The organism is Cyanobium sp. Cruz-8D1 (assembly GCF_024345975.1).
In the GTDB taxonomy this organism is placed as follows: Bacteria; Cyanobacteriota; Cyanobacteriia; order PCC-6307; family Cyanobiaceae; genus Cyanobium.
In genome coordinates this window covers 24,668-44,068 of the sequence record NZ_JAGQCD010000001.1, presented here as the reverse complement: position 1 = coordinate 44,068, position 19,401 = coordinate 24,668, and the positions used below count along the sequence as shown (strand labels likewise).

Genomic DNA, 19,401 nt, shown 5'->3' with positions numbered 1-19,401 from the left:
CCTGGCCGTGGCGCTCATCGATGAATCACCGGAGGATCCAGCTCGCCATCAGTGCGGTGCTGGTCCTCTTTTTTCTTCTGGCCGCCAGCCGCGGCCTGGGTACAAACTATTCCTACTGGTCGGATGAGCTCTGGTCGGTGTCCGCCAGCCGGGCCGACTGGGGGTTGATGCTGCGGCACTGGCTGATTCCCGACACCCATCCGCCCCTCTACCAGAGCCTGCTCAAGCTCTGGATCGGCAGCGGCGGCAGCGGGGAAGCAGCGACTCGAAGCCTGAGTCTGCTGATGGCCGGCATCAGCCTGGTGGCCACCGCGCTGTTCGCCTCGGGTCGGGGGGCAGGCCGGCGCCTGGTGAGTATGGCCTTCCTGGGCACCAGCCCGGCGTTTCTGTTTTACGCCCAGGAATCCCGCAGCTACGCCACCTCCCTGGCCCTCTCGGCCGTGATGCTGGGAGCAGCCATGGAACTGAGGCACCGGCGCCTGGGCGGCTCCAGCAACAGTCTTCTGGTCGGCTGGAGCGACGCGGCCCTGCGGCGCCTGTTCGTCCTTGCCTGCCTGCTGCTCTCCCTCACCCACTACTTCTCGCTGCTGTTCGTCCTGGTGGTGCTGGCCGTGGTCTGGGCCGAAGGCCTGGTATGGCGTCGACGCCAGCAGGTGCTGCCCCTGCTGCTGGGCCTGTTGGCCTGTCCCATGGCCCATCTGCTGTCGAGTTCGCTCTCGAACAAGCTGGAGCGCCTCGACTGGATCCAGGTGACGCCGATCAGCGGCACTCTGAGCGAGTTCCTGAGCGGCACCCTGCCGCTGCTGGCTCCGGGCCGCGCCGGACCGGAAGGGCTGCTGCTGGTCGCCTTGGGGGTGCCCATGGCCCTGGTGTTCGCCGTCACGGCGGTGCGACGACGCCCGGAACCGCTGGCACCGGTGCCGCCAAGCCCAGCACTGGGGGAAGCCCGGTTCCTGCTGCTGGCGATCGGTGGCTTCCTGGCCTTGATGCTGCCCGTCGACCTGATCAAGCCTCTGTCCCAGGCCAGGTATTACATCGTCGTGCTGCCGGCTCTGGCCTACCTCTGCGGTAATGGCTGGGAGCTCGCTCAACAATTCTGCCGTGCGCGGCGGCTCGCCCTGGCCAGCCTGCTGGCGATCTGGCTGCTGCTGCAGTGGCAGCTGGCCCAGCGGGAGTTGGCCGAGAAACGTGCTCCCCTGCAGAACTACAAGCTGATGGCCACCTTCGTCGAGCGCAGCGGCATCTGCGACGCGGGCTGCTGGAGTCGGGGCTGGCTGCTGGAGGCCCTCAGCCCGCTCTACTTCCGGCCCGGCCAACTGCAGCAGGCGCCGGAAGAGTTACGGGACGTTGCCCAGCCGCTCGAACGAGCCTTCCTGGGCTTTCAGCTTGCCCACGACGACATTCCCGCCCTTCGTGCCGCCAACCCCGACCTGGCCTGCTGGGAGGCACCCGGGGCTTGGCGGTCCGCACCTTTCATCCTGCTTCCCTCCGCCAGCACCGTGCGGCCCGAGCGCCATGGCCTGCGCCCCTGCCCTTGACGTGGGGGGGGTCGATCTCGCATAAGGGTTGTTTGGGACGTGGGCCATGGTGTCCCCCCTAGCCCCACTCGCCGCCATGAAAGGCCGCGACCTGCTCTCCTCCGCCGACCTCGACGGCGCCCAGACCCTTGCCCTGCTGGAGCTGGCGCGCCAGCTGAAGAGCGGCGAACAACGCATTGATCTGGCCGGGCGGGTGCTGGGTCTGATCTTCTCCAAGGCCTCCACCCGCACCCGGGTGAGCTTCATCGTCGCCATGGCTCGGCTCGGCGGTCAGACGATCGACCTCAACCCGGCCGTCACCCAGGTGGGCCGCGGTGAACCGATCGCCGACACGGCCCGGGTGCTGAGCCGTTACTGCGATGCCCTGGCGATCCGCACCTTCGCCCAGGACGACCTGATCGACTACGCCCACTGGGCCTCAATCCCGGTGATCAATGCCCTCACCGACCTGGAGCACCCCTGCCAGGCCCTGGCTGATGCCCTCACCATTCAGGAACGCTTCGGCCATGACCCCACCGACCTGCACGGCCTGACCCTGGCCTACGTGGGTGATGGCAACAACATGGCGCACTCCCTGATGCTCCTCGGGGGCCTGTTGGGGATGGATGTGCGCATCGGCTGCCCCGATGGATTCGCCCCCAGCCCGGCCGTGGTGGAGCAGGCCCGGGCCCTAGCGGGCGAGCGCTGCACGATCACGGTGCTGCAGGACCCCGTGGCGACGGCCCGCGGGGCCCATGTGCTCTACACCGATGTCTGGGCGTCGATGGGTCAGGAGGAGGAGCAGGCCCAACGGGAGCAGGCCTTCAGCGGCTGGTGCCTCGACGAGGACCTGCTGGCCGAGGCCGATCCGCGGGCGATCGTGCTGCACTGCCTGCCGGCCCACCGGGGTGAGGAGATCAGTGCCGGGGTGATCGAGGGGGCAGCCAGCCGGGTCTTCGACCAGGCGGAGAACCGCCTGCACGTGCAGCAGGCCCTGCTGGCGACCCTGCTGGGGGGCGTTGCAGGCTGAGGGGAGGGGCCGGCGGCATGGGGGAGTGGACAAAACGCCCTTGGGATGGCAGAAAGGGACTGGTTCATCCGTACTGCCCGTGTTCGCCACCCACCAGGAGCTCACCGAGGCCCAGCGGGAGCTGTACGACTGGCTCGCCGACTACATCGGCCGTCACCGGCACAGTCCCTCGATCCGCCAGATGATGGAGGCCATGGGCCTGCGGTCGCCGGCCCCGATCCAGAGCCGCCTGCGCCACCTGCAGCAGAAGGGGTGGATCACCTGGCAGGAGGGCCAGGCCCGCACCCTGCAGCTGCTCGGAGACACCCGTACGGGCATCCCGGTGCTCGGGGCCGTGGCGGCCGGCGGGCTGGTGGAAACCTTCGACGACGTCCAGGAGCATCTCGACCTGGCCCCGGTGCTCGACACCTGCGGCCTGTTCGCCCTCACGGTCAACGGCGATTCGATGGTGGACGCCCACATCACCGATGGCGATGTGGTGCTGATGGAACCCGTGAGCGACCCCTCCCGCCTGCGGGAGGGCACGATCGTGAGCGCCCTGGTGCTGGGCAGCGGCACCACCCTCAAACATTTCCACCGCCAGGGCAGCCAGGTGCGCCTGGAGGCCGCCAACCCGGCCTATACAGCGATCACCCTGCCCGCCGACCAGGTGAGTGTGCAGGGCCGCCTGGTGGCGGTCTGGCGGCAGGTCTGAGCGGTGCCTGTGGGGCGATCGGCCACGTTGTAAGCTCCTCAAGCACCGGTAAGCCGGCGCATCAATGGGGCCATAGCTCAGCTGGTAGAGCACCTGCATGGCATGCAGGGGGTCAGCGGTTCGAATCCGCTTGGCTCCATCCCCTGAAAACCCTGGCCTTGCTGGGGTCTTTTTGTTTTGGGATGCTGCACCCATGGCGAGATTCTCTATGCGGTCGTAAAAGCGGTCGCAAAGAAGCTCGTACTCCTCTCAGAGCTTCTGGGCCGCCGCCCCCCCCCCCGAACACCAGAGCCGCCCCCATGCGCGGCCTTCGGGGCCCATCGACCAGTGGAGCCTTTCCATTGGGACTCTCAGCTTTGCTGATCACCTCCGATACGATCCAAGCCCGGCGACTAGGGCCACCTGGCTTGGATCGTGTGGTTGTGGGGTCGGAGCCGCTGGCGCTGGCACCTGGGGCCAGAGAGACGGTGTGAAAGCTCAGTACCAGGGGCGTGGTCGGGTGTCCGAGGCGCCAGACGAAGCCGAAGTTGGTGGCGCCGGTGGCACTGGCGTGGTTACGCAGGACGGTGAGCTGCAGATCGGCGTTGGCCGGATTGGCGTTTGCCTGCAGCAGCTGGGCCTGGGGTTGTCATAGCAGGCGGGGGCTGACAGGTGCCTTTTCATCATGCAAGCTGAGCACCATGACTCAGGCCACCCCCACCGCTGCAGCCCCCACGCCCCGCGGCCCCTTGCAGCGGTTGCAGGCGCGTTGGCACGGGCTGAGCGATCACAGCCAGGTGGGTGTGAGCCTGGCGGGGGTGGGTGGCGTGCTGGTTCTGTGGGCCCTGTTCTGGCCAGTGCCCACCGAGGTGGAAGGCATGGGCGTGTTGATCTATCCCGACAACGCCGGCATCCTCAACGCCCGTGCCGGCGGCCAGGTGCGGGAGTTGTTCGTGAAGGAGGGTGAGCCGGTGGCGCGCGGCCAGGTGCTGATGCAGCTGTATCTGCCGGTGCTGGAGCGCCAGCTCGACCAGCAGCGCGGCAACCTGCGCCAGCTGCAGCGGCACAATGCCCAGCTCGATGAGCGCGATGCCCTGCGGCTGCTCACCGAGAAGCGGGCCCTGGAGACGTCCCTGGCCAAGTTTTCCGACGATCGCCGCCGCTACGGCGAACTGCAGTCGACCTACTCCAGCAAATTGCGCAACCTCGATTGGCTGGCCCAGCGGGAGGTGGTGGCGCCGCTGTCTTCTGAGGTGGTGTCGGCAGAGCAGGGGCTCACCAGCACCAGCGTCAATCTCGATGACGTGAAGATCAACGAGAAGAACGTGGTGACCAACTACCAGCAGGTGAAGCTGAGCATCGAAACCCAGGCCCTGCAGCGCCGCTATCAGATCGACGATCTCAAGCGTCAGATCCAGGTGACCGAAGCCAAGATCGCCTACGACGGCAAGGTGCATGCCGACCGGGACGGCACGATGCTGGACCTGCAGGTGATCGCCGGCCAGACCGTGGGCACCGGCCAGCGGCTGGGCACGATCGGTCGGCCTGAGCAACCCAGCGCCAAGGAGCGCCCGCTGCGGGTGGTGTCCTACTTCGCGCCCGCCGATGCCCGCCGGCTGCCCCTGGGGCTGCCCGTGGAGGTGGTGCCGCAGTGGAACCAGCGCGGCCGCTTCGGCGGCATCGTGGGCAAGGTGACGCAGGTGCTCACCCTGCCCGCCACCGAAGACGACATCTCCACCACCACCGGCAACGCGCAGCTGGCCCAGGCGCTGACGAAGAACGGTCCGGTGATGCGCACTGAAATCGAGCTGGAGCGAGATCTCTCCAGCGTGGATGGCTACCGCTGGACCCTCTCGGGGGGGAGTGGCGTGTTCCCGATCCGCGACGGCCTCACCGTGTCCACCCATGCGTACGTGGAGTGGCGCTCGCCGATCAGCTATGTGATTCCGGGCCTGCGCTCCCTCACCGGTGGCTTCCGCACCCCTTGGATCGACCTGCGCTGGGACCAGCCCTCCCTGCGCCAGCCCAACACCGTTCCATGAGATCCCCTGTGAAGTCGCCGTCCCTTCCCCGGATCCGTAATCCCTTGCTGCGCCAGGAATTTCCCTGGCTGGTCAGCGAGGTGGTGCTGCTGCTGATCCTGTTCAACTCCAACCCACCGGAGCTTTGGTTCTGGCTGGTGGTGCTGCTGGTGGTGCTGCTCTATCGCGTCGAGCGTTGGTGGTCGTCGCGCCCAAACGCCTGAACCCTGAGCTCACACGGGTATCAGCTCACAATGGCGCGCCATTGGCGTTCGGTGCTCTCCATGGTGTGATCCATGCGGTTGAGCACCATCAACTGAGCGGCCACCCGTTGCAGTTGCTCGGGGCTTAGCCGCCTGTAGGCAGCCTTGGATTCGGGCGACTGCAGGGCCTCCAAGGACAGCGTCGAACGCGGCTGGCTCGGCGGTGGCTGTAGTTGGGTTGAATCGCTCAGTTGCTGTCGCCAGCTCAGCAAACGCTCGACCACACCCTGCACAAAAGCCAGGCCTGCGTCGTAGTCGCCCTGGAGACCCCAGCCCTGCCAGTCGGCATTCGGTTGGCGCCGCAGCTCGTCGAGGTCCAGGATCAGGGCCTCGCTGGCCTGGTCCAGCAGCGCCCACATCCGTGCCACTGGATGCTGGCTCGCCAGGGTGCCCAGTTCCAGCAGGGCACCCTGGCGTTGGTCGCGCAGGCCCTGCAGGCTGGTGCGCAGGCTACGGATCTGCTGCCCCAGCTGGCGGCGGCGTAGCGCCTGGGATTGGATCGCTTCGGGCGGGTGCTGCACCACCTGCAGCAGGGTGTGACCCAGATCCACCAGCAGCTGCAGCAGCCCCTCGCGCTGCTGGATCCGTGCTCTGGACGGCCAGAACAGACGCAGGCTGAGCAGGGCCATCAGGATGCCGAACGCGGTCCAGAGCAAGCGCAGCGGGATCCAGCTGTTGAGCTGCTGGTCGTGCGTCAGCCAGCCCATCACCACCACAAAGCAGCAGACCCCGTAGCCCACGGTGAGCCGCAACGAGCCGGCGATCAGCCGGGCCAGCAGCAGGGCCAGTGGCAGGCCCACCACCAGCGGCAGCGGCCCCCAGGCCCGGTAGCCGAAGAACACCACCATGGCGCCAATGGCGGTGCCAACCAGGCGCTGACGGCCGAGTTCGAGGGTGTTGCCGTAGTTGCCCACGGTGACGCTCAGCACGGCGAGGGAGGCGTAGAGCGCGAAGGGCAGGCCGGTGAGATTGGCGAAGCCGTTCACCACCGTCACAGTGGCAGCGAGGCGCAGGGTGTCCCGCAGGGCTGGGCTGGTCATCCCTGCGGGGCCGAGAGCTGGGTCAGGCCCGCGCTGAGCAGTGCCCGGCTGTGGAGGAGCTGTTCCAACACATGGCACTGCTGGCCGATGGCCAGCAGCAGGGGCTGGGGGACGCCCAGATGCCTGGCTTCTTCCAGCCAATCTTGAGCTGGGCTCGAGAGGGTTGGCGCTGGAGCGGCGATGGGCTTGGTTTGCAAGGTCCCGGCGAGGCTGGCGAGCGCGCTGCGGAGCAGGGGCTGGGGGTTGCCTGCCGGCAGGGGCGTGTCCAGCTGCCGTAACAGGGGCTCCAGCAGCAGCCACTGGCGTAACACCTGTCGCCAGATGCTGCCGGCCTGGGCCCAGCGCGACAGCCGGTGTTGGGTGTGGGCGGGCCTGGGATGGCCCTGGTTTTGGTCGCGGAGCTGTTGCAACAGCTGAATGCTGGGCAGCAGATCCTGGGAGCGCAGGACAGCTGGGGGCTCACCGCCGCGATCCAGCCACTGCTGCATCGCCAGGATCTGGGCCTCGAGTTGGTGGGCGATCCGGGCTTCCAGGGCAGGGAGCTGTTGCAGGGGGCGGCGCGGCCAGAGGGCCCAGGTGGCGATCTGCGCCATCAAGATGCCCACCACTGCCGCGAAGGCCAGGTCAAAAATCGTCGCCCAGTTGAACTGGTTGCCGCGGTGCATCAGTTCCACGGCCCAGCAGCTCAGATACCCCGTACTCAGGCCTTTGAGCAGCCCCAGGCTGCGCACCAGCACTCCGGTGAGCAGGATGGCCAGGCCCAGCACCACCCAGCTGGTGGAGATCTCTTGCAGCACGATGGCCGTGAGGAGGCCGATCAAGGCGCCGGCCACCAGCTGGCCGATGCTGCGGGCGGGGGTGAGGTCATTCTCATTCACGAACAACACCGCCATCACCAGAGCCAGCCCCAGCAGCAGGTTGCGCCCTGACCAGAACAGGATCCCGATCGTCAGGGTGCTGGCCAGCCAGATGCGCAGACTGTTGCGCCAAAGAGGGCTCAGGGAGGGCAGGGCGGCAGCCATGGGGTGTCGCCCGTTCAAGGTTGGGTGGCGGGGCTGCTGCTGAGTTGCAGCTGCAGCTGGGGCTGGATCGGCAGATTGGGATCGCGCGGCATCGGCAGCAGTTCTCTCAGCAACTTCGCATAGGTGATGTTCACGTTGACCGTGGCGTTGATCCGCCGCACCAGGCTGTTGATCAGGCGGTCTTGGGTATTGGAGAGATTGAGCTCGCTGTCGAGGCCGGTTACGTAGCGCAGACGCACATCACGGAAAGCCTCCAGGGCAGCCGCCACGCCGCGGCGGGCCGAGCTGAGCTTGGCCAGGCTGGCTTCGTGGTTGAAGAAGGCCTGCTCGATTCTCAGGCGGATGTCGTTGCGGCTGGCGGCGTATTGCTGGGCGGTGGCCTCGGCCTGCTTGGTGAGCGCCCGGGCCTGGCCGGCCGTGGTGCCGGCGTCAAACAGCAGCCAGGTGAAGGTCAAACCCACCGACCAGTCCGAGCCGCTGGTGGTGCTCAGGGGCAGGGCGGTGGAGCCGCAGCAGCCGCCGCCGCCAAGATCAAAATTGCTCAGGCTGGTTTGGGAGCTGCTGCCGCCGCCGCTGGCAAACAGGGAAAGTTTCGGCAGCAGACCTGCCGCAGTGGCCTGGCTCTGCTGGGCCAGGGCCGTGCGGGTGGCCAGGATCGCCTCCAGCTCCGGATTGCCCCTGTAGGCAGCCAGCAGGCTGGCTTCGAGATCGAGCGGCCAGCGGGGCTGCACCACGATCGGGTCGCTGGGGGTGGGGGTCACGTTGGCCGGCAGGTTGAGCAGCACCGCCAGCTGCCGGCGTGCCACTGCCCGATCAGCCAGGGCCTGGATCAGGGTTTCTTCATCGGCGGCCTGGATGGCGCGCCGCCGCAGCACATCGAGCCGGGGCACCAGGCCGGCCTGCTTGAGGTCGAGGGTGTCCTGCAGGATCACCATGTCGTTGCGCAGGTTGGCGTCGTAGACACGCACCAGCTGCTCGTCCTGCTGCAGGGAGTAGTAGGCCTCACTCACCTGCAGCTGCAGGGAGCGCAGTTGGTTGGCGTAGCTGTTGCGCTGCTGCTCCAGGCTGGCGCGAGCCGCGCGAACCGTGGGTGTGCGGGCGAAATCCAGCAGGGCGTAATTGAGCTGCAGGCCGCCCTCCAGGCCCCATTCCCCTGAGGTGGCTGCCACGGAACCGCCGTTGGGCACGTAGAAGGGGCCGGCGGTGGGAATGGATGTGCCATTTGGACCGGGGGTGAGCAGCCCATTGGGTGCAAACAGCGGGCCGAAGCCCAGGTTGTCGTTGGGTTTGTTGGAGGTGGTGGTGCTGCGGCTGCCCTCGTAGCCACCATTGGCAAAGGCGCTGATCGTGGGCCAATAGCTGCCCATGGAGGCCTGGAAGCGGGCCAGGGCAGCGGCCACCTGCTCCCGCTGGGCTTGCAGGCTGGCGCTGTTGGCAAAGGCGATGGCCAGGGCCTGTTCAAGGCTGAGGCTGGCGACGCTGCCGGCCTGGAGTTGCTGGGGGGAGGGCAGATCCAGGGGTGGGCTGGCCACCATGTCGGCCGGCTGGATTGGGCCCGTGGCGGGCTGGTTGGCGCGGATCAGGTTGGCGGGCAGCTCAGGAGTGCTGAGCACGTTTCCCACCGGGGGCTCGGGCTCGCTCGGGAGCAGCTGATCGAGCGCCCGCAGTTGCGCATCCAGCTTTTGCCAGCTGCGCTCCAGCAGCTTGGTGCTCTGGGGCTGGCCTGGGGGCCGAGCCAACGCAGCCGGGGCCAGCTGGGCAGGGATGAGCCCGAGCCACAACAGGGCCAGGACGCGGTTGCGCATTGCCACGGTGATGCAGATCAGCGCCTGGGTCGTCGCAGTCTGATTGGCGCAGCGGCTCTGCTGAGCTGGGGGTGTTCGGCTTCAGGTGCGGCAGCTGGCTGGCCCGGTTTGCCCAGCGTCCTCGGCTTGCCCAGCACACCGGCGATCAGGATGGCCAGATAGAGCTGGCCCACGATCGTGATGGCCACGCTGCCGGTGAGGCTGGTGAGGTTTCCGTTCTTCAGCACAGGGCTGCCGATGGTGGTGAGACTGGCGAAAGCGGCCCCGAGCATGGCCGGCGCATGACCGATGCCATCGGGCAGGGAGTGTCCATGGTCCTGCAGGTTGAAGGCCGCCGGGTCGAGCACCAGCAGGGAGTTGAGCACGATGCCGCCGGTGAATCCAACCAGCAGATAACCGGCCGTGGCCCCCATCAGCAGGTCGCCCGTGAAGGTCGGTTCTTCGGCCAGGGCATTCACCAGACCCCACAGCACAATCAGCATCAGGCTGAGCCATGTCACCAGATGGATCACGCTCAGCTGCACGGCCAGGGTGGGGTTGAGCACCAGGGCCGCCTGCCAGATCAGTTCCATGCCCAGGGCCAGGATCCAGTAGATGACTGACCGCTTCCGGCGCTGAAGCAACTTCTGGATGCGGCGTCCCAGAGCACGGGGCATCGATTCGGTTGGCGTTGGCGGGAGGCGGTTGTGCGGCAGCAGGGGTGAATCCAGCAGGATCCCCACCCCGGAGATCACGAGGTAGAGCACGCTGACCAGCCGTGGTGCCTGTTCCAGGCCGCGCAGGCCCACCAGGGCCAACACCTCAACCGCCAGAAGGCCTCGGTAAAAGGCATGGCGCTGTTGCAGCAGGCGGCTGATCAGGGCCATCGGCTTGGTTCAGGTCCTTCCCAGAATTGTCGACCAGTGCGCTTCGCCATCCAGTTCGCCGTGGTGCAGCCGCTGGGCCCAGGCCGTGGCGGAGTGAAAGGCCAGCTGCGGGGCGGCGGCCGGCAGCACGGGCAGGTGGAGGGGATCACCGCCGAAGCGCAGGCTGTGGCAGCCCGGCGCGGCGTGGTGATGGAGGGGCGGGTGGGGGAGCACAGGGCCGTGGAGAACATGCAGATGTACTGCAGTCCCGCCTTGGCCACCCGGTCCATCGCCGGGGTGGGGATCACCCCGCCGAAGCTGCTGGGCACCCCGAAACCGGTGTCATCGGTGATGATCAGCAACACGTTGAGCGCGCTCTGCGGGGGCGTGATCCGCGGCGCCCAGCCCAGCAGGGCTTCGACTGCAGCGCCCCATCCCTGATCACCCCACCGAAGGGGGGCTCCGGGGCCGGCAGCTGGGTGCCGGGGATCGTGGTGGTGGCATTGGGGGCTCCCGGGGTGCCGGTGATCCGCTGGGCCAGGCACGCCGGCACCAGGCGCCGCAGCAGGCGACCGACCGCGACGCTCAGGCGGGTCAGGGGCTCAGGCATGGGTCGTCAGGGCAGGGGAAACGAGTCGGAAACCGATGTGGGAGGTGCCGGTGTCTGGGCTTTCGGCCTCCCGCGCCGCCGGCCGGTAGCGGCTGCAGTAGTTCGGGGCGCACAGGAAGGAGCCCCCTTTGATGACGTGTTTGGCCACTCCGGGCTCCCGCGGATCGCTGCTGGCGGCCCGGTCGGCGAGGCGATCGTGGCCGGGCCGGTACCAGTCCGCCGTCCACTCCCAGACATTGCCGGTCATGTCCTGCAGTCCGTAGCCATGGGGGGGAAGCTGCCCACCGGAGCGGTGCCGGTGAAGCCATCGTCGGCCGTGTGACGGACGGGAAACTCCCCCTGCCACGTGTTGGCCAGACCCGCTCGCCAGCGGTCGCCCCAGCTGAAGGCCCGATCCCGCAGGCCGCCCCGGGCAGCGAACTCCCACTGGGTCTCGCTGGGGAGGGCGGCGCCGGCCCAGGCCGCGTAGGCCTCCGCATCCGCCAGGGACACCTGCACCACCGGGTGGTCGAGCCGGTCGTCGATAGAACTGCCGGGGCCCTCGGGGTGGCGCCAGTCGGCCCCGGGCACCCAGTGCCACCAACTGAGCTCCTCCAGAGGCTCGCCGGGGGAGGGCGGCCGGAACACCACCGAGCCGGGGCGGCGCTCGGCGGCGGAGAGCTCCGGGAACTGTTCCTGGGGCAGGGGCCGCTCCGCCTGGGTCCGGTAGCCGCTGGCGGCCACGAAGGCGGCGAACGCGCGGTTGCTCACCTCCGTACGGCCGATGCAGAAGGGCTGCAGCCGCACCGAAGCCGGCGCCTCCTCCGGCAGGCGGCCCGCCGCGCCGATCCGGTAGCGGCCGCCGGGGATCGGGGCCATCGACGGCGGGCAGGGGTCCGCCGCCGGGGAAGGGGCGGGCCCCAGCAGCACCACTCCCATGCCCAAGGCCAGGATCAGCAGGACGGCCAGCGCCAGAGAGCTGACCTAAGGACGATGAACAAGCACGGATCCCTGGGCCCTGCGGATGGCTGACGCTCCGCATTGTGGGGGCATAAATGTGTGCTTCAGGGCCGCATCGATCGCCTTCGACACATTCGTTGGCCGATCGATCGGGCGGCCGGCCAACGATGAACGCAGGACGGCAAGACTGTCGCAGCAGCGCAGAAGTGCCGAACGGACGATGTCAGAAAAGACAATGGGCTGTGTCCTGTCCAGCAGGATCTCCGCAGGCCAGCATGGCGCGCTGGTCTGCTCAGCAACAGGACACGGACCTGAGGGCGGCCGCCGGCTAAGAGCCACCGCCGCCGGGGGAGGAGACTGCCCGGAGGGCCGTTGCCGCCCCCTCCATCCTGCTTCCAGGATTCCCACTCCCCCACCCATGACCTTCCCCCTCTCCCGCCACGCCAGCCCGACGCTGCAGGCCTGCCTGGTCCTCGCCATCGCGGCGGCCTGCCCCGGCGCCAGGGCGCAGCCGCAGGCGAGTCCTGAGCAGGCGGCGGCGCTCAACGCCGTGGCCCGGATGATGGAAGGCCAGCGCACCTACTACCAGAAGAACGGCTCCTTCCGGGCCACGGTCTCGAACATCCAGCAGGATTTCGGCATCACCCTGCCGGCGTCCTTCAACTACGCCGTTCGCACCACCACCGAAGCGGCCTACAGCTATGTGATTCCGGCCCAGACCGCCAAGGTGGGGCAGCTGAATGCCTATGTGGGCGCCGCCTTCCTCACCCCCACCCAGAACCCACGGATCACCACGATCATCTGCATGAACATCCAGCCGGGCCAGATCCGTCCGGCGGACCCCCAGCTCGTGCTCGGCAGCCTGGTGGCCAATCCCACCGGCCGGATCGTGCAGTGCGGTGACGCCTCGGTCGAGGTCACGGCCTCGATCGTCAACGAATGACGGCCAGGGCTCCGCTCACGCTGCTGGAGTCCCCCCATAGCGGTGGCCTCGTCCATCGCAGCGGCGTCATCCACATGGGGCAGATCGCGATGTCCTGCAGCCGCCACTCCCTCCTGGAGATCAGTTTCGACGATTCCCCGATCGCCACCCTCAGCCTGCCCCTGGCTGGCGTCGCCGAGGTGGGAACGGACGGCCAACGGCTGAAGCTTGAGGCTGGGCCGATGGCGGCCTACCTGCCCAGCGCCGCCTTCACCGCCAGCACCGGCACCTTCGAGGAGGTGATGATCTGCCTCGATCGCCGCCCTTCGAACGTACCCTGCGGGTGGACGGCAGCGCATCAGCGGAGTAGGGCGAGCTGCTGAGCCATCTCCATCTGGCTCTGCGGATGCTGGACGCCCCACTGCTGCGGTCGGGGGGGGCGTGATCACCCCTTCAACGAGCTGCTGGAGTGGATCCGGGCCCATCTGCAAACCCCGATCACCCCCACGGAGCTCAGTCGGCGCAGCGCCTTCTCCCAGCGCAACCGGCAGTATCTGTTTCAACGCAGATCTTGATTAGGTGGCAAGCTCCATCAGCAGGTCTTTCCATCGCAATCTGGTACGCATGTACCAGAGGTGCCCGCCATGGCCATGGGTCGAATCCAGTTTCAGGCAGGCCTGTCGCTGCCCGAGTTCATCCAGCTCTACGGCGCCGAGGAGAATTGCGAGGCCGCCCTGGAGCAGGCACGCTGGCCTGATGGTTTCCGTTGCCCCCGCTGTGAGTGCAAGGAATACGGGTTGATCCATGGCAGGCGCCACAAGCGCTATCCATGCCGGAGCTGCCGTCATCAGACCACCCTCACGGCCGGAACCATCCTGGAGGCGACCAAGTTGCCGTTGACCACCGGGTTCCTCGCTCTCTACCTGGTGGGCCAGGCCCTAGCCGCAAGGCTTCCGTGTAGCGGTGGACGCACATCTCCTCACTCGCTTTGAGGCGCCATCTCGGCGTGAACTACCGCGCGGCATGGCTGGTTGACAATAAGATCATGCAGGCGATGAAGGAGCGGCATGGGGCCTATGTCCTGCGGGGAAAGGTACAGGTGGATCAGAGAACAAGGTGCCGATCGTGGCGGCCGTCTCTGTCGATGATGCGGGCCACCCTCGTTACGTGAAGCTTGCCACCGTGGCCCCGTTCTCCTTTGCCGCCATCGCTGACTGGGCACAGAATTCAGTGGCAATAGGATGTGAAGTGATCTCAGATGGGCTGGCCTGCTTTCGCGCCGTGACAGAAGTCGTTTGCCTACATCAAGCTGTGGTCGTGAAAGGACGCCATCCCAGTGAACTGTCTGTATTCCGCTGGATCAACACGGTCCTCAGCAACTTGAAAACCAGCTTCAGCGGCACCTTTCATGCACTGAAATTCGATAAGTACGCTGATCGCTACCTGGGTGCCTTCAATTACCGCTTCAACCGACGCTTCAACTTATCAACAATGACTGAGCGAGTGGTTCATGCCATCTGCAGCTGCGGCGCTCGACCGGAACGCATCTTGAGGAGTGCGGAGCTAGCTACCTAATCAAGCTCAAGGTTGACGGCATCGTCGTAGTGGGCAATCCCAGTCAGCAACTGTTCAGAAAAAAAGCAGGGAAACTCTAAAACATGATCTTCACATCATCATACTTTTGCGAGAGGTTGCGAGCCCGACATTTCAAAGTTTCTAGCAGTGAATGATAGCGTGGATGGTCTGCATACGCTCGTTTCACAACCACAGTCTCCCCAGAACTCAAAGGAATAGCAAGCGGCAGAATCGTGATCGGGAAATCAAACATGGTGGCATTGAAGGGCGCCACATAACACACGGCGGCCAGGTCCCCAACCATACCTTCCCATTTAGAATGATCATAACGAAAGTCCATTGATGGCGCGGTCCATAATCCGATCTCAGAGAGTGCTGATTGGATTTTAGGGAAGGCGCCATCCCTCATGGCGAGGCTGGGGAATTGTGTGACGTCGTCCAATGTGACCATTGACCCCATTTTAACAAGGGGATGCATTGTCGCAACAGCGAGTCGAACTGGATACCGCGTGAGGTGATAACAGGCGAAGTCTGTAGAATCAGCATCGGGCACATCCGGATAACATGCAATGTGCACATCGATAACCCCATCCCTCAAAAGATTGATGGGCGCATGATAGTCCGCAAAGTCCATATTTCCAAGAATGCACTTATCAGGAGGTGGATCCAAGTACAATGGGCCGGAATGGTGCTGCGCTTCGATTCTCAACGGTAATGCCGTATCCCAGCGATGAACCTGATGGACAGCCCGTTCGAGATTCAGAAGCGATTGATTTCCCGAGATGCACCACTCACCATCCTTCTTGGATAGCTCAATTCCAAACATTGCGCAAGTACGCTTTGTGGTGCGGCAGACCGTGGCTTGGGTAAAGTTTAGACGCTTGGCAACATTTTCACCCGTGCGCAGCCATAAGAGACAGTCCAGGCAATCCAAGTGACTGATCTCAACAACCACGAGCGGCACAGCCCTGTTGATAACCATTTTAAGCGACTCGCCCCCCTCCAACGCAGCAATAAGTGAATGCAGATACCAGGTAAGCCAATGACAAGGTTTTTTTGAGGCATGAAATGGCTGAAAATTTTTAGGTTATCGTCCTAAACTCGCCACTGGCCCTCCTTTCTGCCATCGACGCTCTCTGAAAAATGAAGGAAGGAAGGAAGGAAGGGAGAGCACCCATAGGACCAACAGCTGAATCGTCGAGATCCAGCCAAGAGTTGGGCGCATCGAACGTTTCACCTTGCACAACCCCAAGATCAATGTCTTCGTCGGGCCGATCAAAGCCGGCGGCCAGCGCAACAAGCTGAACAACGGCACCGGAGGCCTGGGCCGATAGGGTTCCTGGGTAGGGCCAGCCCCCATGCATCGCGTCGCCTCCCGATCGCCAATCCTCCCCCTGCGGGGTTGGGGCCGCTCTTGAACCCATCGCTTCAGGCCGCGGGATTCGCCCTGCTCATGGCCCTGGCCAGGGTGCTGCTGGGTTCGCTGGCCGTGTGGCTGCTGGTGCGGGGACTGCGCCGCTGGCTACGGCGCGCCGTCCCCCGCCCCGACGGCCTGATCGCGCCCCTGCTGCTCAACAGCCTGGCGTCGCTCGGCTATCTGGCCATGGTGGTCTGGGGCTGGCGGTCGCTGGTGCGCGGCTGGGAGGTGCTGCGCTTCGATCCCGGGCCCGATCGGCTGGTGGAAGGGGCCGCCCTGCTGGTGGCCGTCGTGCTGGTGGTGCGGCTGATCAACCGCAGCCTGCTGCTGCTGCTGGAGCGCTCCCTGCAACGCCTGGGAAGGGTGGAACAGACCAGTACCCTGCAGGCCCTGGCACCGATGATCCGCGCCCTGGTCTGGGGCCTCGGCAGCCTGGTGTTCCTGCAGCAGCAGGGGGTGCCCCTCGGTGCCATCTACGCCTCCCTGGCCGGGGCCGGCCTCGGCCTGGGCCTGGCCCTGCGCGGGCCGCTCAGCCACTTCCTCAGCTACATCACCATCGTCATCGACAAACCTTTCCAGATCGGCGATCTGATCGGTTTTGCCGATGTCCTCGGGCCGGTGGAGCGGGTGGGGATCCGCTCCTCCTCCATCCGCAGCCTGGGCGGCGAGCGGATCGTGATCGGCAACGAAGAACTGCTGCAGAAGACGATCCGCAACTTCGGCGATCTGCCCCGGCGCCGGGTCGCCCACAGCCTGCGCCTGTCCGATCAGCTGCCGGCGGAGCAGGCCGCCGCCATTCCTGGGCTCGTGGAAGGGGTGGTCCGGGCCCATCCGCCGGCCACGTTCGACCGTTGCCACTTCACCCGCTTCACCGACGGCGCCCTGGAATTCCAGTTCGTGTTCTTCGTTCCCGACAGCAGCGTCGTGGTGTATCTCGACCTGCAGCAGGTCATCAATCTGGGCATTCTGCAGGCGTTCCAGGAGCAGGGCATCGCCTTCGCCGCCCCTCCCCAGGCCCCCACTGCGTCGCCACTCAGCAGTCCTCCCGGCTGAAAACGTCCTCCCCAGCGGAGGCCCCCGGAGTGCCACCGCCGGCAGCGGCGATCCAGCGCCAGGCGGCCGCCAGCAGGGCGATGCCGATCAGGGGGCCTTCACCCCAGCGGTCATAGGGGGTGAGCTGGGCGCGCTGCTGCACGGTGAACAGGCCGCTGGCGGGACGGCCGGCGGGCAGCTGCTCCAGCACCCGTCCAGCGGCGTCCACCAGCAGGCTCGGCCCCGTGTTGGCGGAACTGACCAACCAGCGGCCGGTCTCGATTGAGCGCAGCTGGGCCAGGGCCGCGAACTGCCCCTGCAACTGCTCGGGATAGGGGTCCAGGTTGGCGCTGGCCAGCAGCCAGCGGGCCCCCTGGCGGGTGGCGGCGGCCAGGGCCGTCCCATCGGAGAGCTCGTAACAGATGGCCACGCCCACATCCCCCCCAGGCCGCGCCAGCCGGCGGGAGGCCGTCCCGGGCTCCACGCCTCCCACCGCCGAGAGGCCGCTCCAGCGCCACAGGTCCGCCAGGGGCACCCATTCGCCGAGGGGCACCAGCCGGTGCTTGTCGATCCAGCGGTCAGCCTGGCGCTGGCCAGGATCGAAGCGCAGCAGGCTGCTGCGCAACTCCACGCCCTGGCGGCGGAAGCCACCGCTGAGCACCTCCACCGGCGCCGCCTCCGGCAACGGCTGGCCAAGGGCCAGGGAGCCCTCCGGGAGAAGCACCCCCTGCAGGGGTGGTTCGGCCGCGGCGGCCCTGCGCTGGGCCAGGGCCAGCCGCTGCAGCAGCCGTCGCTGCTGCTCAGCCTCGAACTTCTCCCGGGTGGGGATGGCCGGCTGCAGCACCAACCAGCGCTCGGCCCTGTCACCGGGGGGGATGGCGGCCTGGCCCAGCAGGGCCACACCGGCCAGATGGCAGGCGGCAACCAGCAGCAGCGTGATCAGCAGCCCGCGGCTGCGGCGGCGGGGCAGGGCCAGCAGGGCCCGCCAGAGGCACCAGCTGATCAGCAGCTGAACGGATGCAAGCAACCCTGCGCCCCCCAGGGCCGCCAGACCCGCCAGGGCCCGATCCCCCGGCAGCGCCGCCGCCCCCAGCCCCAGCCAGAACAGGGGGCCGCGCGCCAGCAGCACCTCGGCCAGCCCCCACAGGGCCGCCGCCAGCAGCGCCGTGCTGGGCCGTCCAGGCTCGAGCCGGCCCACCAGCGCCGTCCAGACCCCCACCAGCAGGGCGGCGAGCAGGCCGATGGCCAGCCACAGGGCCAGGCAGATCGGCAGGCTCAGGGGGCCGGGAACGCCGATCCAGTCGAGGGGGTGGAGCCAGAGCAGCCAGCGGTGGCTCACCAGCACCGCCGCCAGCCCCCACAGCCCGCCGCGCCAGAACCTGGACGGCGCCGTGCCACCGCGACTCGCCGCCAGGGACCAGAGCACGGTCAGGGCGGGCCAGAGCAGCCAGGGCCAGCCCAGGGGCGGCAGGGCCACCCCCGCCAGGAGCCCGGCGGCCGCGGCGATGACCCAACCGGCACGACGGTCATTGCCCATGGTCAGCCAGCGCTGGAGGCGCCAAGGTTGAAAGAGTGACGCTGTTCCTCCAAGGAAACCTTTTCATGGACCAGGGCAATCTGCTGCAGATGCTGCTGCTGCGTGGCCTCGGCACCACCTCGCTGGTGGCCGACCGGCTCAAGTACGTCAGCCAGGAATGGGTGAGCAGCGGCCGCCTCGACCCCAACCACGCCTCCGCCCTGGTGGAGGACGTGATGCGCGCCCTGCGGGGCGAGACGCCGGAAGTGGAACTGCAGGCGGAACGCCAGCTGGAGCGCAACCGCGACCAGCTGCTGCAGGATCTGGGCCTGGCCCGCCAGCGGGAGCTGGACGAACTGCGCGGCCGCATCGATCGCCTGGAGCAGGCCCTGCGCCAGCGCCAGAACAACGGCGAAAGCAGCGACTGATCGCACTGGCAGAATCGCCCCATCCAGGGACTTTCCGCATGCGCGACATCCTGATCAGCTCGTTCGTCTGTGTGGCCTGCCTGATGCTGGCCCTGGTGAGCCAGCTGGTGTCCCCTTCCGTGGTGGAAGCGGCTTCGCCGACCCAGCCAGATGCCGGCGTGCAGCAGGCCCTGGCCAGCTCCGGCCCTGCCCCCACCGCACCGGAAGCGCGCCCCGCCATTGCGGCGCCGCTTGAACTGGACCCCGACGTCCCCAACCCCACCCTGTTCACCATGGCCCCCGATTCCTCCAGCGCCGAGATGGCCTCCAGCGGCGCTGCGGCCCTGGGCGGGGAGCTTGTCTCCCCCACCGAGCGCACCACCCCCAGCGGCCTGCGCATCACTGACCTGACCCTGGGTGAGGGCGCCGAAGCCAAGAGCGGCCAGACCGTGGTGGTCAACTACCGCGGCACCCTCACCAGCGGCAAGGAGTTCGACAGCAGCTACGGCCGCGGTCCCTTCAGCTTTCCCCTCGGCGCCGGCCGGGTGATCCGGGGCTGGGACGAGGGCGTGGCGGGGATGAAGGTGGGCGGCAAACGCAAGCTGGTCATTCCCCCTGATCTGGCCTACGGCGAGCGCGGCGCCGGTGGCGTGATCCCCCCCAACGCCACCCTGGTGTTCGAGGTGGAACTGCTGGACGTCAAGGGCTGAGCACCGGCACCGGAGCGGCCTTCCCCAGGGTTGCGATCGTTACAATGCCGCCTAACC

The 19,401-nt window shown here is 67.1% G+C and carries 19 protein-coding genes, 1 tRNA gene and 2 pseudogenes; 12 read left to right on the top strand and 10 right to left on the bottom strand.

Features of this window, described 5'->3' with window-relative positions; translation table 11 throughout:
- Window positions 1-20 precede the first annotated feature (20 nt).
- The 6 genes from KBZ33_RS00245 to KBZ33_RS00220 all read left to right on the top strand — a co-directional run bounded on the left by KBZ33_RS00245 (window position 21) and on the right by KBZ33_RS00220 (window position 5,465).
- Window positions 21-1,538 carry a hypothetical protein gene (locus KBZ33_RS00245; protein WP_254949720.1) on the top strand — a complete coding sequence of 506 codons (1,518 nt, stop codon included), beginning with the start codon at window positions 21-23 and terminating at the stop codon, window positions 1,536-1,538.
- 46 nt (window positions 1,539-1,584) lie between these two features.
- The gene (gene argF / locus KBZ33_RS00240) at window positions 1,585-2,547 is read left to right on the top strand and encodes an ornithine carbamoyltransferase (RefSeq protein WP_254949722.1); all 963 of its coding nucleotides are present in this window, start codon (window positions 1,585-1,587) and stop codon (window positions 2,545-2,547) included.
- 79 nt (window positions 2,548-2,626) lie between these two features.
- Window positions 2,627-3,241 (top strand): transcriptional repressor LexA, encoded by a 615-nt coding sequence (gene lexA, locus KBZ33_RS00235; protein WP_254949724.1) that lies wholly within the window; start codon window positions 2,627-2,629, stop codon window positions 3,239-3,241.
- Between the two features lie 66 nt (window positions 3,242-3,307).
- Window positions 3,308-3,380: transfer RNA gene (locus KBZ33_RS00230), tRNA-Ala, on the top strand.
- A gap of 541 nt (window positions 3,381-3,921) precedes the next feature.
- Window positions 3,922-5,262 carry an NHLP bacteriocin system secretion protein gene (locus tag KBZ33_RS00225; RefSeq protein ID WP_254949727.1) on the top strand — a complete coding sequence of 447 codons (1,341 nt, stop codon included), beginning with the start codon at window positions 3,922-3,924 and terminating at the stop codon, window positions 5,260-5,262.
- A complete protein-coding gene (locus KBZ33_RS00220; protein WP_255011363.1) occupies window positions 5,259-5,465 on the top strand; it encodes a hypothetical protein in 207 nt (68 codons plus the stop codon). The genes KBZ33_RS00225 and KBZ33_RS00220 overlap by 4 nt, the downstream gene beginning before the upstream one ends.
- 20 nt (window positions 5,466-5,485) lie before the next feature.
- Here the strand turns inward: KBZ33_RS00220 and KBZ33_RS00215 are convergent, their stop codons facing one another.
- The 7 genes and pseudogenes from KBZ33_RS00215 to KBZ33_RS00185 all read right to left on the bottom strand — a co-directional run bounded on the left by KBZ33_RS00215 (window position 5,486) and on the right by KBZ33_RS00185 (window position 11,684).
- The gene (locus tag KBZ33_RS00215; protein WP_254949730.1) at window positions 5,486-6,544 is read right to left on the bottom strand and encodes an FUSC family protein; all 1,059 of its coding nucleotides are present in this window, start codon (window positions 6,542-6,544) and stop codon (window positions 5,486-5,488) included.
- Window positions 6,541-7,566, bottom strand: coding sequence for a hypothetical protein (locus KBZ33_RS00210; RefSeq protein WP_254949732.1), 1,026 nt, complete (start codon window positions 7,564-7,566; stop codon window positions 6,541-6,543). The genes KBZ33_RS00215 and KBZ33_RS00210 overlap by 4 nt, the downstream gene beginning before the upstream one ends.
- A 14-nt stretch (window positions 7,567-7,580) precedes the next feature.
- Window positions 7,581-9,371: a TolC family protein gene (locus KBZ33_RS00205; protein WP_254949733.1), complete on the bottom strand. Its 1,791-nt coding sequence runs from the start codon at window positions 9,369-9,371 to the stop codon at window positions 7,581-7,583.
- A 17-nt stretch (window positions 9,372-9,388) separates the two neighbouring features.
- On the bottom strand, window positions 9,389-10,237 hold the full coding sequence (locus KBZ33_RS00200) for a hypothetical protein (RefSeq protein WP_254949735.1): 849 nt from the start codon (window positions 10,235-10,237) through the stop codon (window positions 9,389-9,391).
- Window positions 10,228-10,524, bottom strand: a complete 297-nt coding sequence (locus KBZ33_RS00195) for a hypothetical protein (RefSeq protein ID WP_255011412.1) — start codon at window positions 10,522-10,524, stop codon at window positions 10,228-10,230. The genes KBZ33_RS00200 and KBZ33_RS00195 overlap by 10 nt, the downstream gene beginning before the upstream one ends.
- A 47-nt stretch (window positions 10,525-10,571) precedes the next feature.
- On the bottom strand, window positions 10,572-10,826 hold the full coding sequence (locus KBZ33_RS00190) for a hypothetical protein (RefSeq protein ID WP_254949737.1): 255 nt from the start codon (window positions 10,824-10,826) through the stop codon (window positions 10,572-10,574).
- Window positions 10,819-11,684: pseudogene (locus KBZ33_RS00185) on the bottom strand (SUMF1/EgtB/PvdO family nonheme iron enzyme). The gene KBZ33_RS00190 and the pseudogene KBZ33_RS00185 overlap by 8 nt, the downstream one beginning before the upstream one ends.
- 499 nt (window positions 11,685-12,183) lie before the next feature.
- Between KBZ33_RS00185 and KBZ33_RS00180 the strand changes: the two are divergent.
- Window positions 12,184-12,708, top strand: a complete 525-nt coding sequence (locus tag KBZ33_RS00180) for a type IV pilin-like G/H family protein (protein WP_254949739.1) — start codon at window positions 12,184-12,186, stop codon at window positions 12,706-12,708.
- Window positions 12,705-13,070: a hypothetical protein gene (locus tag KBZ33_RS00175; protein ID WP_254949742.1), complete on the top strand. Its 366-nt coding sequence runs from the start codon at window positions 12,705-12,707 to the stop codon at window positions 13,068-13,070. Before KBZ33_RS00180 ends, KBZ33_RS00175 begins: the two co-directional genes overlap by 4 nt.
- Window positions 13,071-13,262: 192 nt before the next feature.
- Here KBZ33_RS00175 and KBZ33_RS00170 read toward each other — a convergent pair whose 3' ends face one another.
- A complete protein-coding gene (locus tag KBZ33_RS00170) occupies window positions 13,263-13,493 on the bottom strand; it encodes a hypothetical protein (RefSeq protein WP_255011422.1) in 231 nt (76 codons plus the stop codon).
- Here KBZ33_RS00170 and KBZ33_RS00165 point away from each other — a divergent pair.
- Window positions 13,383-14,262, top strand: a pseudogene (locus KBZ33_RS00165) (IS1595 family transposase). The gene KBZ33_RS00170 and the pseudogene KBZ33_RS00165 sit on opposite strands and share 111 nt — an antisense overlap.
- 76 nt (window positions 14,263-14,338) lie before the next feature.
- On the opposite strand, the gene KBZ33_RS00160 reads toward KBZ33_RS00165, so the two are convergent.
- Window positions 14,339-15,268 carry a hypothetical protein gene (locus KBZ33_RS00160; protein ID WP_254949744.1) on the bottom strand — a complete coding sequence of 310 codons (930 nt, stop codon included), beginning with the start codon at window positions 15,266-15,268 and terminating at the stop codon, window positions 14,339-14,341.
- Between the two features lie 408 nt (window positions 15,269-15,676).
- Here KBZ33_RS00160 and KBZ33_RS00155 point away from each other — a divergent pair, with 408 nt between their 5' ends.
- On the top strand, window positions 15,677-16,732 hold the full coding sequence (locus tag KBZ33_RS00155; RefSeq protein WP_254949745.1) for a mechanosensitive ion channel family protein: 1,056 nt from the start codon (window positions 15,677-15,679) through the stop codon (window positions 16,730-16,732).
- Here KBZ33_RS00155 and KBZ33_RS00150 read toward each other — a convergent pair.
- On the bottom strand, window positions 16,713-18,248 hold the full coding sequence (locus KBZ33_RS00150) for an apolipoprotein N-acyltransferase (RefSeq protein WP_254949747.1): 1,536 nt from the start codon (window positions 18,246-18,248) through the stop codon (window positions 16,713-16,715). The two genes, KBZ33_RS00155 and KBZ33_RS00150, sit on opposite strands and share 20 nt — an antisense overlap.
- A 65-nt stretch (window positions 18,249-18,313) precedes the next feature.
- Here KBZ33_RS00150 and KBZ33_RS00145 point away from each other — a divergent pair, with 65 nt between their 5' ends.
- Window positions 18,314-18,655, top strand: coding sequence for a phasin family protein (locus KBZ33_RS00145; RefSeq protein ID WP_254949748.1), 342 nt, complete (start codon window positions 18,314-18,316; stop codon window positions 18,653-18,655).
- A gap of 38 nt (window positions 18,656-18,693) precedes the next feature.
- Entirely contained in the window at window positions 18,694-19,344 is a 651-nt protein-coding gene (locus KBZ33_RS00140) for an FKBP-type peptidyl-prolyl cis-trans isomerase (RefSeq protein WP_254949749.1), read from the top strand.
- Window positions 19,345-19,401 lie beyond the last annotated feature (57 nt).